This is a genomic window from Hafnia paralvei, from assembly GCF_020150375.1.
Lineage (GTDB): Bacteria > Pseudomonadota > Gammaproteobacteria > Enterobacterales > Enterobacteriaceae > Hafnia > Hafnia paralvei.
In genome coordinates, this window is sequence record NZ_CP083737.1 from 3570892 (window position 1) to 3586225 (window position 15334).

Below are 15334 nucleotides of genomic sequence, written 5' to 3' on the forward strand. Positions count from 1 at the left end.
AATAGAGTAAAGTCGCCGCCCTTCATGGCATGGGGAACGTTGGAGAACATATGTTTATTGGATTCGATTATGGTACCGCAAACTGCTCTGTGGCAGTGATGCGAGGTGACCAACCTGAGTTATTACCTCTTGAGCAGGATTCTCCGTATCTGCCCTCAATGTTATGCGCGCCCACTCGTGAAGCAGTGAGCGAATGCTTACATCGTCATTGGCAAGTGCCAACCGGCAGTGATGAAAACCAACAGCTATTGCGCCGAGCAATAAACTTTAACCGCGAAGAAGATATTCCTGTAAACAGCGATAGCATCCAATTTGGTTTAAAGGCTCTTGGAATTTACGTGGAAGATCCTGAAGAGGTCTACTTCGTAAAATCACCTAAATCATTTTTGGGCGCAAATGGTCTTAAGCCCCAGCAGATCGCCATGTTTGAAGATCTGGTGTGCGCCATGATGTACCACATCAAACGTCAGGCAGAAAGTTCGCTTAATCATCCTATTACTCAGGCCGTTATCGGACGGCCAATCAATTTTCAAGGCACTGGGGGCGAAGAGGCAAACGCACAGGCACAGGGTATTCTCGACCGTGCCGCACATCGCGCAGGTTTCCAAGACGTTACATTCCAGTTTGAACCCGTGGCCGCGGGCTTAGATTTTGAAGCCACACTCAATGAAGAGAAAAAAGTGCTCGTGGTCGATATCGGTGGTGGGACAACCGACTGCTCGGTGCTGTTAATGGGGCCACAATGGCGGGAACTTAGCGACCGCCACGACAGCCTGTTAGGCCACAGCGGGTGCCGCGTAGGCGGAAACGATCTGGATATCATGCTGGCCTTCAAACAGATGATGCCATTGCTGGGTGCTGGGGGAGTCACAGAGAAAGGTACAGCGCTGCCGGCACTGCCTTATTGGAACGCCGTCGCCACGAATGATGTGCCTGCGCAAAGCGATTTCTACAGCACTGCTAACGGCCGTATGCTGCGTGATTTAATCCGCGATGCGGCTGAGCCCAATAAGGTTGAACTGCTACTGAAAGTTTATCAGCAACGTTTGAGCTATCGTTTAGTGCGTGCTGCTGAAGAGAGCAAAATTGCGCTTTCCCAACAAGACAGCATCAGCACAACTTTAGACTTCATTGCGAAAGGTTTGGTACAGCATCTGAATGCGCACGAATTGGCAGAGGCGATTATTCAACCGCTGGAGCGTATCCAAGAACAGGTCAACAGTGCATTAACGGTTAGCAATATCACTCCTGAAGTCATTTATCTGACCGGAGGAAGTGCTCGCTCACCGATTATCCGAGACGCACTGGCACGCCAGTTACCAGGCATCCCAATCGTCGGCGGTAACGATTTTGGTTCTGTAACGGCAGGCTTAGCGCGTTGGGCTCAGCGCGTGTATCGTTAGCCGGTTAGTAAGCACTTAATCTGCACGGCGTAACGGTAAAATATCGCTACGCCGCTCAGCCAACGCGTTAGCGTGTGATGATAGGATCAAGTTTTATCCGCAGGTGGCGTGCTATTTGACTGTGCAGCCGCAGCATCCAGACGTGCAGTCAGCGTACGAATCGCTTCGGTGAGCGCCTGAATCTCCTTCTCTTTCAACAAATCTATTTTTTCGTGCAACAACTCAATTTCCAGTTCAGCTTTGACGTTAATTTCAAAATCATTCTCAGCTCTTTTCCGATCCATATCACTCTGACGCGTTTGGCTCATCATAATGGCCGGAGCCGTATAAGCGGCCTGAAACGAGAGTAATAAGTTCAACAAAATAAACGGATACGGATCCCATGCGTTATGACCAAACCACGCATTACCGGCCATCCAGCAAGCCAGCAGAACACTTTGGATAATGATAAAACGCCACGAGCCAATGGTGCTGGTGACGCCGTCTGCCATACGTTGGCCAAAGGTTAACGTAGGGGCTGTCGGAGATGCCGCGCTAGCGGCTTTCTTCTGATTAAGAAATCTTTCTCGGCGTAACCGGCGGGATTCACGTAGCTTTTGTAGTAAGGAGTTGTCGTTAATGTTCATGGCGTTTCTCTGTTGCAGGCACTGGTAGCCATCACGAATAGAGCAAACCAATGTCAAGATACTCACACTTTGGCAATAGCGCCCGAATTCGTCAAACGCGATTCCATATAAATTTTGCCAAACAAAGGATAACCCAAGCATTTATTCTCATTTGCGATACATGATTCAGGTCACGAAATAAGGTTATTTTTTAGCAGTTACGTGAATGTTTGAGGCCTAAATAAGTTGTAAATTTGTTAGCTTTTTAGGCATGTTTTTTGCCACAGATAAATAAAATGAAAAAATAGCACGAAAAGCAAAAAAGAAAGGCCTCAAGTAGGCTTACACATCTTGTCAGATTGCCCCCCTTGGGGCAAAATACGCGCCCTGCAAATGGCCGATGTTTAAAATGACATCGGTTATTTTTTTGCATCAGGTAATGAGTTTTATAACTGAGGCCGGCTTATAAACCGGACATGATAATCGCTATTTAGCGGCACATTTAGCCGCGCTACTACTGAGGAAACTTAGATGGGGCAATCATTCGCTTTCGCGCCGGGATTCACTGGCATGCGCTGCAGCAGCAGCGACTATGGGGCAGGAGCTTCTTTCTCCGCTCGCACCTCTTTTACACCTTCCCTGTCCGAATATTATTCAATTATTAGTAGTATCTTCACACGAAGTTTTCCTGTGATCTCTCCGCTTTGCGCAACATCGAACCAAAAAGTCGAGAGCATGGGAGGACTGCGTCATGGCGATTAATACCGCACCTCAAAAACGTGTAGAACTCCGTAAAACATTGACGCTTGTCCAAGTCGTCATGATGGGGTTAGCGTATCTGCAACCGATGACCATTTTTGATACCTTTGGTATCGTCAGCGGTCTGACAGATGGCCACGTTGCAACGTCTTATGCTATTGCTCTGATTGCAGTGCTTTTCACTGCAGTTAGTTACGGAAAGCTGGTTAAACGCTTCCCGTCAGCTGGCTCAGCTTATACCTACGCGCAGAAGGCGATTAGCCCGCACGTTGGTTTTATGGTGGGTTGGTCTTCTCTGCTTGATTATCTGTTTATGCCGATGATCAACATTTTGCTGGCTAAAATTTACCTAGAAGCGATTTTCCCAGGCGTGCCGTCTTGGATCTTCGTTGGTGGTTTAGTGACGCTGATGACGCTGTTTAACCTACGAGGCATTAACCTCGTTGCAAACTTGAACTCCATCATTGTGGTGATTCAGGTTTCTATCATGGTTATTTTCTTGGGTCTGGTCATCCACGGTATTTACGGTGGTGAAGGTGCCGGTACGCTGATCAGCAGCCGTCCATTCATCTCTGAAAATGCGCATGTGATACCAATGATAACCGGGGCAACGATACTCTGCTTCTCGTTCTTGGGCTTTGACGGCATCAGCTCATTGTCCGAAGAAACGCCAGATGCAGGCCGCGTTATCCCTAAAGCGATTTTCCTGACTGCGCTGATTGGCGGTGTGATCTTTATCGTGGTGTCGTACTTCTTACAGTTGTACTTCCCTGATATTTCACGCTTCACCAACCCAGATGCATCACAGCCAGAAATCATGCTGTTCGTTGCAGGTAAGTTCTTCCAGTCTATTATTCTGGTGTTCTCCTGTGTGACCGTACTGGCTTCAGGCATGGCAGCACATGCTGGCGTTTCTCGTCTGATGTATGTTATGGGTCGTGATGGCGTATTCCCTGAGCGCCTGTTCGGGTATATCCATCCTAAATGGCGTACTCCGGCGTTCAACGTACTGCTGGTTGGTGCAATTGCACTGTCTGCTGTTTCCTTTGACTTAGTCACTGCAACGGCGCTGATTAACTTTGGTGCACTGGTCGCGTTCACTTTCGTGAACCTGTCAGTGATCTCTCAGTTCTACATTCGTGAAAAACGTAATCGTACGCTGAAAGACACCATTAACTACCTGATCCTGCCGGTTCTGGGTGCTGCGACCGTAGGCGTTCTGTGGGTGAACTTGGAAGAAAGCTCCATGACGTTAGGCCTGATTTGGGGCGCTATTGGTCTGGGCTACTTGACCTTCCTGACCCGCCGTTTCCGTCAGCCGCCTCCACAGTACGATGCAGAAATCGCTCAGTAAAAACTCTACCTGATTAACTGAAAAAGCCCGCAATGCGGGCTTTTTTTTCATCGGAAGGTTAGTACTTACTCAGGCAGCAAAACTTTACGCATCCGCGCATTCTCAAGAACCTGTCCGCCTAGCTCAACTTTTTGGGTAAAAACGACCTCAAAACCGTTGCGAACAAAAAACGGCTGGGCCGTGAGGCTGACATAAGCATAAACTTCTGGCAAATGTTGCTGCCGAGCGCGATGCAGGATCTTCGCCATCATCAGACGCGCAATGCCCTGATGGGCAAACGGTGCCGCAACATAAAACTGATCGATTAAACCGTCTGGCTGTAGATCGAAGTAAGCACTAACCACGTCATCGATAATGACCACAGTAGGCTGAATACGCTCCAGCGTTGCTCGCCAACACTCTGGCGCCTGACTAGCCTGAATCCACGCGGTACGCTGCTCTTGGGTATATTCTCGGGCGGTAAGCTCAGAAACCGCGGATTCATAAACGTGCCGTAGCGGTAAAATATCCGCCTCGACAAAAGGTCGAAATCGAATTTGACGCATAGCATTAAGCTTTAGTTGCCAGCATGACGCTTGAAGCTTTGATCAACGCGATCACACGACTTCCGTTGCTCAACGCCATCTCTTCTGCGCTTTCATTGGTAATCACAGACGTCAGCGTAATGCCTTGATCGGTTTTGATGTGCACCGTCGAATTCACCGCACCTTTAAGCAATGCGCTGACTTCCCCAGCAAACTGGTTACGGGCAGAGAATACTAAACCACAGTCAGCCGAAGCGAGGATCACCCACGGCGCTTTAATTAAAGCCACGGCCTCTTTGCCTTTTGCCAATCCCATCGCTTGTTTGCTGGTATGAGTCACGACAGCAACAATTTTAGCACCACCGTTGAGAGTTAATTCCACCTCATCGTTCACCGCCCCATCCGCTACCGCTGAGATAACACCACTTAGTTGATTACGTGCAGAAACAGACATTCGACTCTCCTTGAGAATTAGACGTGTAGAAACCATTTCCGATAGTAACAGATGCCTATCATAACAGCAGGGGCATCCACAGCGACTGTGACCCCTATAGTCTATGCGTCAATCGATACCTCATCAGCTCGCCGTGAACGCTCATACCCAGAATAGTAATAATCCTGAAGCCCTCGCTCTTCGCTACCATGGAAAAAATCGGCGATTGCGTCTCGCTCAAGCCCATAATCACGAGCCAGTTCACCAGCTCGGCAAGCGGCCATATACCGATTATCAACTCTTTTGCCGAAACTATGCGCAAAACCACACACAAATCCGCGGCGATAGTCAAAACAGCGCTGATTCATCTCTGAAGCCGTTTTCGGCTCGTATGCCCGAACACCATCCATCACGCCTTCACCAAAATGGTTTTTCACATCATCCTCCACGATCCCCCAACCCTGTGAGATAACCTCGATAACCCGCTATACTTGAGCAAATAGCGCTAGTTATATAAATTATTATATAACGATTTTATCAACAAAAGGTATACCCTACGCGAGGTATGCCAAGGAGTAGTCCGATATTTAATCTGAAACGATTCTGGGCTATGACGAACATCTCACAACCGAGTATAATCGCCGGCTTGATTCAAGAGCAGCGCAGAATAGCGATTCTGTAACTACCATGTTCTGTAACTATAAAGTTCTGTAACAACTATTTATTAGAGGAATAAAAATGGCTGATGAATTTGATAATGCCAGTGCACTGGAAGAGTTAGAGCGTGATTTAGCCTTGGCTAATCGCCAAAAGACGCAAATGCCGTTTACCGGTATGTGCTATAACTGCCACGAAAAAATCGAAAGTGGTAATTTCTGCGATAAAGACTGCTGCGAAGATTGGCAGAAAGCACAATGGGCTAAATCACAGCGCCAACGCTAATATGTGATGAATAAGTCATTATTTATAATTCTAATATCTCAGAGATAATGTAATGATGTAGGCCATATCTAATTCATTAATTTCATTATCTTTGAGACGATAGGAAAATAAGCGATGTCGCCAATGCCTGAAAAAATAAGCTACCACGTGAATAAACCAATCACCGTTGAGCAATTTGTACAGTTATTGTCTGAAACGACGCTTGGCCCTCGTCGTCCATTGAATAATCATGAGTGCTTGGCTGGGATGCTAGAACATGCCGATATTCTCGTAACCGCTTGGGCAGGAGAGCGCCTTATCGGTGTGGCTCGATCGGTAACTGATTTTCACTATTGCTGCTATCTGTCCGATCTCGCGGTATCAGAGTCTGTACAAAAAGGGGGAGTTGGTCAGGAATTAATAAAAATGACTTGTCGTCAGCTAAAGCCTGACTGCAAAATTATTCTCCTCGCAGCACCACTGGCTCAAGAATATTACCCACGTATCGGATTTGATAAACACCCAAGCGCATGGACCTGTACAGCTCAGCAGTTCTGCTGACTTTCACTTTGCCTCCGTTCTAATCACCATTTAGAGAGAAGCACCAGCCTGAGAAGTGATGCAGGAGCGGCGTGGTAGATTTGGCTGGATTTTGGTTTTATTTTCTCAATATTCATTTTTAGTCTAAGAAAGGGGAACACTTCCCCTTTCAGAATTAGCCATACGTGCGAAAACTTTTGAATTCTGTGCGTCAATACAGCATTTGTATGACCTATTCTAGATAGTGTGACAACGATCACAATGAAACGCCGTTTTGAAGTATAAAAAGGATTTATCCACATTGATATTTCAAGGCGATAATAATGACAACCACAGTTAAAAGTTATATTTCAGACAACAAATCCACTATCGATACTCTAGTGCTTCGCTTTTGTTGGGGTGTCGCTGCATTAGGTATTGTCGCCTGTATCCTACTCACCAAAATGTATTGGTAAATAAATTCCTATTTCTTTCTTACTTTTTTCAAACAAAAACATCTCCAATTGAGGAGATGTTTTTGTTTACATTATATAATTAAGCCAACAAAATTTTTTGCAGTTCACTCAGTGAGCTTACTTGATAACTTGGTGAAATTCCTTCGGGTAAATCACTTCCCGCTGAGTTCACCCAGCAGGTATCAATGCCTGCATTAATTCCACCTAAAATATCAGAATGCGGATTGTCCCCGACCATCAAAATACGTTCTTTAGGCGGATTATTCATCAGTGAGAAAGCATATTCAAAAATACCAACATCTGGTTTTGCAATACCTACCTGCTCAGAAATCACCAACGTCGAAAAGGCATCCTTCATTCCTGTGCGCTCTAAGCGGATTGTCTGCAATTGGGTAAAACCATTCGTGATGATACCTAAGTTCGCCTTACCGCTTAACGCGTTAATCAGCTCCCTTGCCCCAGGCAACACATCACAAATATCAGCCATCGCTTGTAGGAACGCTTCATTGATGTGATTGGCTGTCACGCCCAGACGCTGAGACCACAGCTCGAAACGAGTTGTCTGTAACTGCTCTGCGTTGATGCGCCCGTCCTGGTAATCAACCCATAGAGGCTGATTCACTGACTGATATTCAGCATAATCACTATCGGTAAAATCAACGTTAAAACGAGAGAACATCAGCTTTAAGCCTTCAAAAGCATCAAACCGGAACAATGTCTCATCCGCATCAAAAAGAACCCAACTGTATTTCATTACGCTCGCCTCTCTCGTCATTTCACTCTTTAAAGCCTATCCAAACGTTCAAATAGTTCGTCTTACATTAAAATCTGCCGCTTAGAATAGCGTAAACCCCGAACATTTTCTTAACAAAATATTCGGGGCTTAAGATTTAATTATTATTAGCGTTGCAAAAGAAAACTATGCGTAGAGAGAAATATCCCCAATAGGTCGCGTTTTAAATCGACGATGTAACCAAAGATACTGTTCTGGCGCCCGCAAAATTTCTTTTTCTATTACCGCGTTAATAAATTCCGCAGCCGCTTGTTCATTATCGTAAGGATAGTCTTTTAGACCAGGCTGAATAATCAAATGATAACCACTGCCGTCTGGTTTACGGATCAGAACGGTAGTCAGCAAAACGGGCTTGGCTAATTTAGCAATAGTAAAGGTCCCGTTGGTCGTCGCCGCTTTTTTTACTGCGAAGAACGGCGCGAACGAACTTCCTTTTGGCCCAAAGTCTTGGTCTGGTGCAAACCAAACGGCTTCACCAGCCTTCAAAGCATGAACCATACCGCGCAGATTGCGACGGTCAATCATTGCTTTATTAGAACGAGAACGACCGCGAGTCTGCACGTATTCCATAACTTTGTTGTTGTGCTTGCGATACATGGCCATCATTGGTCGACACAAGCCCATCACGCGCCCGCCAAGCTCAAGAGACATAAAGTGTACGCCAATTACCATCACGCCCCGCTTCTCTTCCAGAGCTGCGTTCAGGTTTTCAATACCACTGACGTCAAACCACTTTTTGATACGTTCATCAGACCAGAACCACGCCATGCCCGTTTCTAACAATCCCATACCTAGCGAGGTAAAATTGTCCGTGACACGCGCGTCTAATTCTTCTGGAGAGAGATCGGGAAAGCACAATTCAAGATTACGGCGTGCAATGGTGACACGGCGTTTTAGAAAACGTTTAGAGATTCGTCCCATAGCTCCGCCAAGACGGCGAATGATCGGATAAGGCAATTGAACCAATAAATATAAAATACCTAATCCAAACCAAAGAAACCAATGACGCGGATGTAACAAGCTTTTAGAAAAAGCAGAATGTTTCACGATAGACCTTCTTTCTTTACACATACCCATGGCGTATCGCATAAAGAAAAATTTATCTATAGCGGTACATTATTGTATTTGACTCGCCGTGTTCGATTAAGTTGCAGCGAAATTAAAACTTAATAAATCGCGACAGTGTCGCATAGCAGATTTATCTTATCTGTCTTATTTTTCAGAAAGATACTAAATTTACAAATAATAACTTTTAATGATATTAGCAGACAAAATAAAACGGGCCCTGAATATACAGGACCCGTTCTAATTAAATGATTACCGGTTTAGCAATTTAGGATTTCCTAAAATCACAAACTCTGGTGGTCACTTAGCAATATTACAGAGCTACAACGTTAGCTGCTGAAGGACCTTTCTGGCCATTTTCAACAGTGAACTCAACACGCTGGCCTTCGTCCAGAGTTTTGAATGCGGTGCTCTGAATTGCAGAGAAGTGAACGAAAATGTCTTTGCTGCCGTTGTCTGGAGTGATGAAGCCGAAACCTTTACCAGCGTCAAACCATTTTACTAAGCCAGTCATTTTATCAGACATGATATTTCCTAATTTATTTAAAGTAGAGTCGCCGCTCTCGGGCGAAAAAGGTCTGTTCTATCAGAGGACGTACGGGAGCACTAAAGAAGGAAATTCATGAGCGAAGTGATACACATCGCTAAACAAAGAACTGCTTTACTAAAATGTCTTTCATACTGGTTCTGCATTACAAACCGTAGGCATTAACTCATGTTTGGTACTTTTACGCAAGCACTATCATGATAATTTGCCATATATAAAAAAAAGGTAACAAAATCAAAGCAAAAAATACCATTTGCATTGCAAGGATATCGTATCAGAAAAAATAATTTTCTATGAAATTATATTGCCAGAAAAATTTAGGAAAGTTCATCAACATGAAAGTTCATCAACATAGTGCGCCTAAACCTTTGGCGCACATTTTTCCTACTCTTCTACTTTTTTGAAGGCTTTCTTCATACGAGAACGTTTAGTGGTAAGACTCGATAAGCGCAAGACGTTCCTTGCGATGCAATTTTTTATCTGACCGCATAATGTCATAAGCAACACTAAATAAGCACAGCATAAACGGGAGCTCATAGAGTTCTTCTAACAAATCCTGATACTGTCGATCCCTAATAAAAAGCGGAGATAATAAACGATGATGTTCAATCGTATCAGAAATAAGGAAGCTTACGACCATCAGTAATACTGTCCATAGAGGAATACTTTGGTATTTAAACCTTGTGGCAATGTCTTTACGTAACGCAGGGATTAAAAGCATAAGTAATAGCGTACCAATAAGAACGACTGAAATAGTCCTAAAGTAAATCTTATTTACCTCTGGAAAAAAATCACGTCCCCAACTAATACCCCGTCCCAAAAGAACCATCCACCATACTGTAGCCCAGCACCAAAATACCTTCTGTCGCGAAGGAAGAGTTAATGGCTTCATATAACACCAAGTAAAAATCGCGCCAAAAAGCAGCCAGACAGACTGTGCATCTTCAATGACCTGAACCACAGCCCCATGAGCAAGAGGTAATTTTAAGATAGCAAGCAAAGGAAAAGTAGCAACAATAATAGCTAGCATCGCTGTCGCAGGTGAAAGCGCTTTATTAATTTTCATAGGATTTCTACATCTAAAATGGCGATCCTATTAATTTAACAACGATACTATCATCATATTTTTCAATTTGTGCTTAGCATTAAACTCATGTCATATATAATATATGATTATAAACTACCGCACAATTTGGTAAAAAATAAAAACATCCAAAAACAACTAATTAAAATTAAATAGCCTTATTTTCATACACAGAAATAAATAAAGCACATTTCGTATAACAATATATCACTTTTCCATTTGAAGACTTCTGCTCGGTGACTCATCATGTTCTGAAACTGAAGCCAAATCCCCCAAAGCAATCAGCTCATCTAAAAGCAGCGTCAACTGCGTCATTTTCTCGCTCGAAAATGCCTGTTCAATGGCTTGATAGCCCTCTTCGACCTGCAACCGCGCCTTTTCATATAACAACTTTCCATCAGGCGTCAGTGAAATATACAGCTTACGCTGATCGCTAACCGGCTTTAGTCGCAGAATCAGTCTATCGCGTTCCATACGCGTTAAGATCCCCGTCAAGCTAGGGCGCGATATACAGGTTTTACATGAAAGCTCATGAAAATCAATTGACTGACCATCGGCCAAAACGCGAATTATACGCCACTGCTGCTCAGTTAAATTGTGACTTTTCAAAATCGGACGGAAAAAACCCATCGCCGTTTCCCGAGCCTGCAGCAAAGCAATAGTTAAAGATTCATGCATAACGGAGCACTCTTCACAAAATCAGCCAACATCAGGTGGCAACCATAAATTTGATTATAGGTACATTTCGGCATTCTACATGTACTTACCATGAGTTTAAATTGAATCTTATTAATAACTAAATAATTTTATTTAGCGAACATCATATGTTTATGAAAGGTTACACCACAGATGATTAATTTCTTATAAAGAATCATAACAAACTGATTAATAGACAAATAACATCTTCATATGTAAAAACATTGTTACCAAGATCACACTTCAAGTTGATTCGGTTGCCTAAATGTTAAACAAGGATTAAAACATGATCATTAACATATTAATAAAAACCATTTATCGCACTAATTCGACCGTTTTCAAAGGAGTCGCTTATGAAAGGCACCGTCTTTGCCGTTGCGCTCAATCACCGTAGCCAGACAGAAGCTTGGCACGATGCATTTCTGCAACCGCCCTATAAAACACCACCTCAAACGCCGGTTTGGTTTATCAAGCCGCGCAATACCGTGATCCGCAGCGGTGATGCCATTCCTTTTCCTCAGGGTGAAGAGGTGTGTAGCGGCGCAACCATTGCCTTGGTGATTGGCAAAACGGCGCGCAAAGTCTCAGCTTCTAATGCAGCAAATTACATCGCCGGATATGCTCTGGCGAACGATGTCAGTCTGCCGGAAACCTCATTCTATCGCCCCGCGATCAAAGCCAAATGCCGTGATGGATTTTGTCCGTTAGGCGAGCTGGCGCCGCTTGCCAACGTAGACTCCGTTGAAATCGTGACTGAAATCAACGGTCAAGAAGCCAATCGTTGGAGCACCGCCGATCTGAATCGTTCTGCCGCCGAGCTACTCTGCGCCCTGAGCGATTTTGCCACCCTACAGCCTGGCGATGTCATCCTACTCGGTACACCTCAGCAGCGCGTCAGCATCAAACCGAGCGATAACATCATTATCAAAGCCGCCGGTCTTCCTACACTGGAGAACAGCGTGCGTTTACAACCCAAAAGGACGGGAGAAACAGCATGAAACACGCTCGTATCCGCTATCAAGGGAAAAAATTTGATGTCACCGTGGATGAACAACTGCGGGTTTGTTTACCCGACGGAACCACACTCACGGCCGAACAAGTGGAATGGCTCCCCCCTGCCGAAGGCACCCTGTTTGCGCTCGGCCTGAACTATGCCGATCACGCCGCTGAATTAGAGTTTAAAGCACCGGAAGAACCGCTGATCTTCATCAAAGCGCCAAATTCATTAACTGGCCACCAGCAGATCTCGGTACGCCCAGATAACGTTGAATACATGCACTATGAATCCGAACTGGTGGTGGTTATCGGAAAAACCGCGCATCAGGTAACGCCGGATGAAGCCATGGACTACGTGGCGGGTTATACCGTCTGCAACGACTACGCCATTCGCGACTATTTAGAGAACTACTATCGCCCCAATTTGCGGGTAAAAAGCCGCGATACCCTCACGCCTATTGGCCCGTGGATTATTGATAAATCAGAAATACCCGATCCACATCGTTTAGCGCTAAGCACCTACGTCAACGGCGAGCTCCGCCAGCGGGGTACCACTGCCGATCTGATTTTTGATATCCCGTTTTTGATCGCCTATTTAAGCGAATTTATGACACTCCAACCCGGCGACATGATCGCCACCGGAACCCCCAAAGGTCTGTCAGACGTAGTACCGGGAGACGAAGTGATTGTTGAGGTTGAGGGCGTAGCTCGTCTGGTCAACCGCATTATCAGCCAAACCGATTATGAGGAAAGCCTGAGATGAAAAAGGTAAATCATTGGATCGACGGTAAAAACGTTACCAGCAAGCAGTATTTTGAAACCACCAACCCAGCCACCGGTGAAGTATTAGCCGAAGTTGCCTCAGGTGGAGAAGACGAAATTTATCAGGCCGTCGCTGCAGCCAAAGAAGCTTTTCCCAAATGGGCCAATCTCCCAATGAAAGAGCGCGCCCGTCTGATGCGTCGCTTGGGCGATTTAATTGATGAAAACGTGCCAGACATTGCGGCTATGGAAACCGCAGACACCGGTTTGCCGATTCATCAGACCAAAAACGTGTTGATCCCACGCGCTTCACATAACTTTGAGTTCTTCTCCGAAGTATGTCAGCAGATGAACGGCAAAACCTATCCTGTTGACGACAAAATGCTCAACTACACGTTGGTACAGCCCGTCGGTGTGTGTGCGCTGGTTTCACCGTGGAACGTGCCCTTCATGACCGCAACGTGGAAAGTTGCGCCTTGCTTAGCGCTCGGGAATACCGCAGTGCTGAAAATGTCTGAGCTTTCGCCGCTCACCGCCGATCGTTTAGGGGAGCTCGCGTTAGAAGCCGGTATTCCTGCCGGCGTGCTCAACGTAGTACAAGGCTACGGCGCCACAGCGGGTGACGCGCTGGTTCGCCATCATGATGTCCGCGCAGTTTCCTTTACCGGCGGCACTGCAACCGGCCGCAACATCATGAAAAACGCGGGGCTGAAAAAATATTCAATGGAGCTGGGCGGCAAATCTCCGGTGCTGATTTTTGAAGATGCGGATATTGAACGCGCTTTGGACGCAGCGCTCTTCACGATTTTCTCTATCAACGGCGAACGCTGCACCGCCGGCTCACGTATCTTCATTCAACAAAGCATCTACCCCGAGTTTGTTAAACGTTTTGCCGAGCGCGCCAACCGCCTGCGCGTTGGCGATCCGCAAGACCCTAACACTCAGGTCGGTGCGCTTATCAGTCGCCAGCACTGGGAGAAAGTGTCCGGCTACATCCGCTTAGGTATTGAAGAAGGCGCAACGCTGCTGGCCGGTGGCCCTGATAAACCTAGCGATCTGCCTGCACATTTGAAAAACGGTAATTTCCTTCGCCCAACCGTACTGGCCGACGTAGACAACCGCATGCGGGTGGCGCAGGAGGAAATATTTGGCCCTGTAGCCTGCCTGATGCCTTTCAAAGATGAAGCCGAAGGCCTGCGCTTAGCAAACGACGTGGAATATGGTTTGGCGTCCTACATCTGGACTCAGGACGTCAGCAAAGTACTACGTTTAGCACGCAGTATCGAAGCCGGCATGGTGTTTGTGAACACCCAAAACGTTCGTGACCTGCGTCAACCCTTCGGCGGTGTAAAAGCATCGGGTACTGGGCGTGAAGGCGGCGAATACAGCTTTGAAGTATTTGCTGAAATGAAAAACGTCTGTATTTCGATGGGCGATCACCCCATCCCTAAATGGGGTGTGTAGTACCTGTTTCCCTGCGTTAACCCGCAGGGAAATCCCCAGCTTATATAAAATTATTCAAGCGAGGATGTATGGGAAAGTTAGCCTTAGCAGCCAAGATCACGCACGTTCCATCCATGTATCTATCAGAGCTACCGGGTAAAAACCATGGTTGCCGTCAGGGAGCCATCGATGGCCATAAAGAAATCGGCAAACGCTGCCGCGAAATGGGCGTAGATACCATTATCGTGTTCGATACCCACTGGTTGGTCAACAGCGCCTACCACATTAACTGCGCGGATCACTTCAGCGGCGTCTATACCAGCAACGAATTGCCGCATTTTATTCGGGACATGACCTATGACTACGACGGCAACCCCGAACTGGGGCAACTGATCGCTAAAGAGGCCTGTGCCATGGGCGTTCGCGCTCAGGCTCACAATATTCCAAGCCTGAAACTTGAATACGGCACGCTGGTACCGATGCGTTATATGAATAGCGATAAGCATTTCAAAGTTATCTCTATCTCAGCGTTTTGCACCGTTCACGCCTTTGAAGACAGCCGCAAACTGGGTCAAGCCATTCTCAAAGCCATTGAACAATACGACGGTACCGTGGCCGTTTTCGCCAGCGGATCGCTCTCTCACCGTTTCATTGACGATCAGCGCGCAGAACAGGGCATGAACAGCTATACCCGCGAGTTTGACCATCAAATGGATGAACGCGTGGTCAAACTCTGGCGCGAAGGCCAATTCAAAGAGTTCTGCGAAATGCTGCCGGAGTACGCCGATTACTGTTACGGCGAGGGCAATATGCATGACACCGTGATGCTGCTTGGCATGCTGGGCTGGGACAAATACGACGGCAAAGTCGAATTCATTACTGACCTATTTGCCAGCTCAGGCACGGGGCAGGTCAACGCCGTTTTCCCTCTGCCGGAACAGGCATAAGGAGCTG

The 15334-nt window shown here is 46.2% G+C and carries 18 protein-coding genes; 9 read left to right on the plus strand and 9 right to left on the minus strand.

Going from position 1 to position 15334, the window contains the following annotated elements:
* Positions 1–50 precede the first annotated feature (50 nt).
* The gene (gene yegD, locus K9N75_RS16770; protein WP_130974197.1) at positions 51–1403 is read left to right on the plus strand and encodes a molecular chaperone; all 1353 of its coding nucleotides are present in this window, start codon (positions 51–53) and stop codon (positions 1401–1403) included.
* 86 nt (positions 1404–1489) lie between these two features.
* Here yegD and K9N75_RS16775 read toward each other — a convergent pair whose 3' ends face one another.
* Positions 1490–2170 (minus strand): DUF1003 domain-containing protein, encoded by a 681-nt coding sequence (locus K9N75_RS16775; protein ID WP_224451925.1) that lies wholly within the window; start codon positions 2168–2170, stop codon positions 1490–1492.
* A gap of 589 nt (positions 2171–2759) precedes the next feature.
* On the opposite strand from K9N75_RS16775, the gene K9N75_RS16780 reads away from it, so the two are divergent.
* Complete coding sequence (locus K9N75_RS16780) at positions 2760–4121, plus strand: APC family permease (protein WP_064573086.1); 1362 nt, start codon at positions 2760–2762, stop codon at positions 4119–4121.
* A gap of 65 nt (positions 4122–4186) precedes the next feature.
* On the opposite strand, the gene K9N75_RS16785 is transcribed toward K9N75_RS16780, so the two are convergent.
* The 3 genes from K9N75_RS16785 to K9N75_RS16795 form a co-directional block, all read right to left on the minus strand.
* Positions 4187–4666, minus strand: coding sequence for a GNAT family N-acetyltransferase (locus K9N75_RS16785; protein WP_008814404.1), 480 nt, complete (start codon positions 4664–4666; stop codon positions 4187–4189).
* Between the two features lie 4 nt (positions 4667–4670).
* Positions 4671–5099 carry a TOBE domain-containing protein gene (locus K9N75_RS16790; protein WP_039188449.1) on the minus strand — a complete coding sequence of 143 codons (429 nt, stop codon included), beginning with the start codon at positions 5097–5099 and terminating at the stop codon, positions 4671–4673.
* A gap of 101 nt (positions 5100–5200) precedes the next feature.
* The gene (locus tag K9N75_RS16795) at positions 5201–5515 is read right to left on the minus strand and encodes a DUF2623 family protein (protein WP_008814406.1); all 315 of its coding nucleotides are present in this window, start codon (positions 5513–5515) and stop codon (positions 5201–5203) included.
* A gap of 301 nt (positions 5516–5816) precedes the next feature.
* Between K9N75_RS16795 and K9N75_RS16800 the strand changes: the two genes are divergently transcribed.
* The 3 genes from K9N75_RS16800 (at position 5817) to K9N75_RS22765 (ending at position 6994) form a co-directional block, all read left to right on the plus strand.
* Positions 5817–6020 (plus strand): hypothetical protein, encoded by a 204-nt coding sequence (locus tag K9N75_RS16800; protein WP_004095514.1) that lies wholly within the window; start codon positions 5817–5819, stop codon positions 6018–6020.
* A gap of 114 nt (positions 6021–6134) precedes the next feature.
* Positions 6135–6560 (plus strand): GNAT family N-acetyltransferase, encoded by a 426-nt coding sequence (locus tag K9N75_RS16805; protein ID WP_008814407.1) that lies wholly within the window; start codon positions 6135–6137, stop codon positions 6558–6560.
* A gap of 302 nt (positions 6561–6862) precedes the next feature.
* Complete coding sequence (locus K9N75_RS22765; RefSeq protein ID WP_004095510.1) at positions 6863–6994, plus strand: hypothetical protein; 132 nt, start codon at positions 6863–6865, stop codon at positions 6992–6994.
* 79 nt (positions 6995–7073) lie between these two features.
* On the opposite strand, the gene yjjG is transcribed toward K9N75_RS22765, so the two are convergent.
* From yjjG to hpaR, 5 genes are all read right to left on the minus strand, one after another.
* A complete protein-coding gene (gene yjjG / locus K9N75_RS16810; RefSeq protein WP_008814408.1) occupies positions 7074–7748 on the minus strand; it encodes a pyrimidine 5'-nucleotidase in 675 nt (224 codons plus the stop codon).
* A gap of 165 nt (positions 7749–7913) precedes the next feature.
* The gene (gene lpxP / locus K9N75_RS16815; RefSeq protein ID WP_437178030.1) at positions 7914–8834 is read right to left on the minus strand and encodes a kdo(2)-lipid IV(A) palmitoleoyltransferase; all 921 of its coding nucleotides are present in this window, start codon (positions 8832–8834) and stop codon (positions 7914–7916) included.
* A 331-nt stretch (positions 8835–9165) separates the two neighbouring features.
* Positions 9166–9378, minus strand: coding sequence for a transcription antiterminator/RNA stability regulator CspE (gene cspE / locus K9N75_RS16820; protein WP_004095506.1), 213 nt, complete (start codon positions 9376–9378; stop codon positions 9166–9168).
* 448 nt (positions 9379–9826) lie between these two features.
* Positions 9827–10465, minus strand: coding sequence for a hypothetical protein (locus tag K9N75_RS16825; RefSeq protein WP_224451926.1), 639 nt, complete (start codon positions 10463–10465; stop codon positions 9827–9829).
* A gap of 225 nt (positions 10466–10690) precedes the next feature.
* Entirely contained in the window at positions 10691–11161 is a 471-nt protein-coding gene (hpaR, locus tag K9N75_RS16830) for a homoprotocatechuate degradation operon regulator HpaR (RefSeq protein ID WP_114445719.1), read from the minus strand.
* Between the two features lie 371 nt (positions 11162–11532).
* Between hpaR and K9N75_RS16835 the strand changes: the two genes are divergently transcribed.
* From K9N75_RS16835 to hpaD, 4 genes are all read left to right on the plus strand, one after another.
* On the plus strand, positions 11533–12177 hold the full coding sequence (locus tag K9N75_RS16835; protein WP_224451927.1) for a fumarylacetoacetate hydrolase family protein: 645 nt from the start codon (positions 11533–11535) through the stop codon (positions 12175–12177).
* Positions 12174–12938 carry a fumarylacetoacetate hydrolase family protein gene (locus K9N75_RS16840; protein WP_008814413.1) on the plus strand — a complete coding sequence of 255 codons (765 nt, stop codon included), beginning with the start codon at positions 12174–12176 and terminating at the stop codon, positions 12936–12938. Before K9N75_RS16835 ends, K9N75_RS16840 begins: the two co-directional genes overlap by 4 nt.
* Positions 12935–14401: a 5-carboxymethyl-2-hydroxymuconate semialdehyde dehydrogenase gene (gene hpaE / locus K9N75_RS16845; RefSeq protein ID WP_008814414.1), complete on the plus strand. Its 1467-nt coding sequence runs from the start codon at positions 12935–12937 to the stop codon at positions 14399–14401. Before K9N75_RS16840 ends, hpaE begins: the two co-directional genes overlap by 4 nt.
* Before the next feature lie 68 nt (positions 14402–14469).
* A complete protein-coding gene (gene hpaD, locus K9N75_RS16850) occupies positions 14470–15327 on the plus strand; it encodes a 3,4-dihydroxyphenylacetate 2,3-dioxygenase (RefSeq protein WP_008814415.1) in 858 nt (285 codons plus the stop codon).
* Positions 15328–15334 lie beyond the last annotated feature (7 nt).

Excerpts from the sequence above, each read along its gene's own strand:
- yegD (WP_130974197.1), top strand. The coding sequence starts at position 51 with ATGTTTATTGGATTCGATTATGGTACCGCAAACTGCTCTGTGGCAGTG.
- K9N75_RS16775 (WP_224451925.1), bottom strand. The coding sequence starts at position 2,170 with ATGCTTGGGTTATCCTTTGTTTGGCAAAATTTATATGGAATCGCGTTT.
- K9N75_RS16780 (WP_064573086.1), top strand. The coding sequence starts at position 2,760 with ATGGCGATTAATACCGCACCTCAAAAACGTGTAGAACTCCGTAAAACA.
- K9N75_RS16785 (WP_008814404.1), bottom strand. The coding sequence starts at position 4,666 with ATGCGTCAAATTCGATTTCGACCTTTTGTCGAGGCGGATATTTTACCG.
- K9N75_RS16790 (WP_039188449.1), bottom strand. The coding sequence starts at position 5,099 with ATGTCTGTTTCTGCACGTAATCAACTAAGTGGTGTTATCTCAGCGGTA.
- K9N75_RS16800 (WP_004095514.1), top strand. The coding sequence starts at position 5,817 with ATGGCTGATGAATTTGATAATGCCAGTGCACTGGAAGAGTTAGAGCGT.
- K9N75_RS16805 (WP_008814407.1), top strand. The coding sequence starts at position 6,135 with ATGTCGCCAATGCCTGAAAAAATAAGCTACCACGTGAATAAACCAATC.
- K9N75_RS22765 (WP_004095510.1), top strand. The coding sequence starts at position 6,863 with ATGACAACCACAGTTAAAAGTTATATTTCAGACAACAAATCCACTATC.
- yjjG (WP_008814408.1), bottom strand. The coding sequence starts at position 7,748 with ATGAAATACAGTTGGGTTCTTTTTGATGCGGATGAGACATTGTTCCGG.
- cspE (WP_004095506.1), bottom strand. The coding sequence starts at position 9,378 with ATGTCTGATAAAATGACTGGCTTAGTAAAATGGTTTGACGCTGGTAAA.
- K9N75_RS16825 (WP_224451926.1), bottom strand. The coding sequence starts at position 10,465 with ATGAAAATTAATAAAGCGCTTTCACCTGCGACAGCGATGCTAGCTATT.
- hpaR (WP_114445719.1), bottom strand. The coding sequence starts at position 11,161 with ATGCATGAATCTTTAACTATTGCTTTGCTGCAGGCTCGGGAAACGGCG.
- K9N75_RS16835 (WP_224451927.1), top strand. The coding sequence starts at position 11,533 with ATGAAAGGCACCGTCTTTGCCGTTGCGCTCAATCACCGTAGCCAGACA.
- K9N75_RS16840 (WP_008814413.1), top strand. The coding sequence starts at position 12,174 with ATGAAACACGCTCGTATCCGCTATCAAGGGAAAAAATTTGATGTCACC.
- hpaE (WP_008814414.1), top strand. The coding sequence starts at position 12,935 with ATGAAAAAGGTAAATCATTGGATCGACGGTAAAAACGTTACCAGCAAG.
- hpaD (WP_008814415.1), top strand. The coding sequence starts at position 14,470 with ATGGGAAAGTTAGCCTTAGCAGCCAAGATCACGCACGTTCCATCCATG.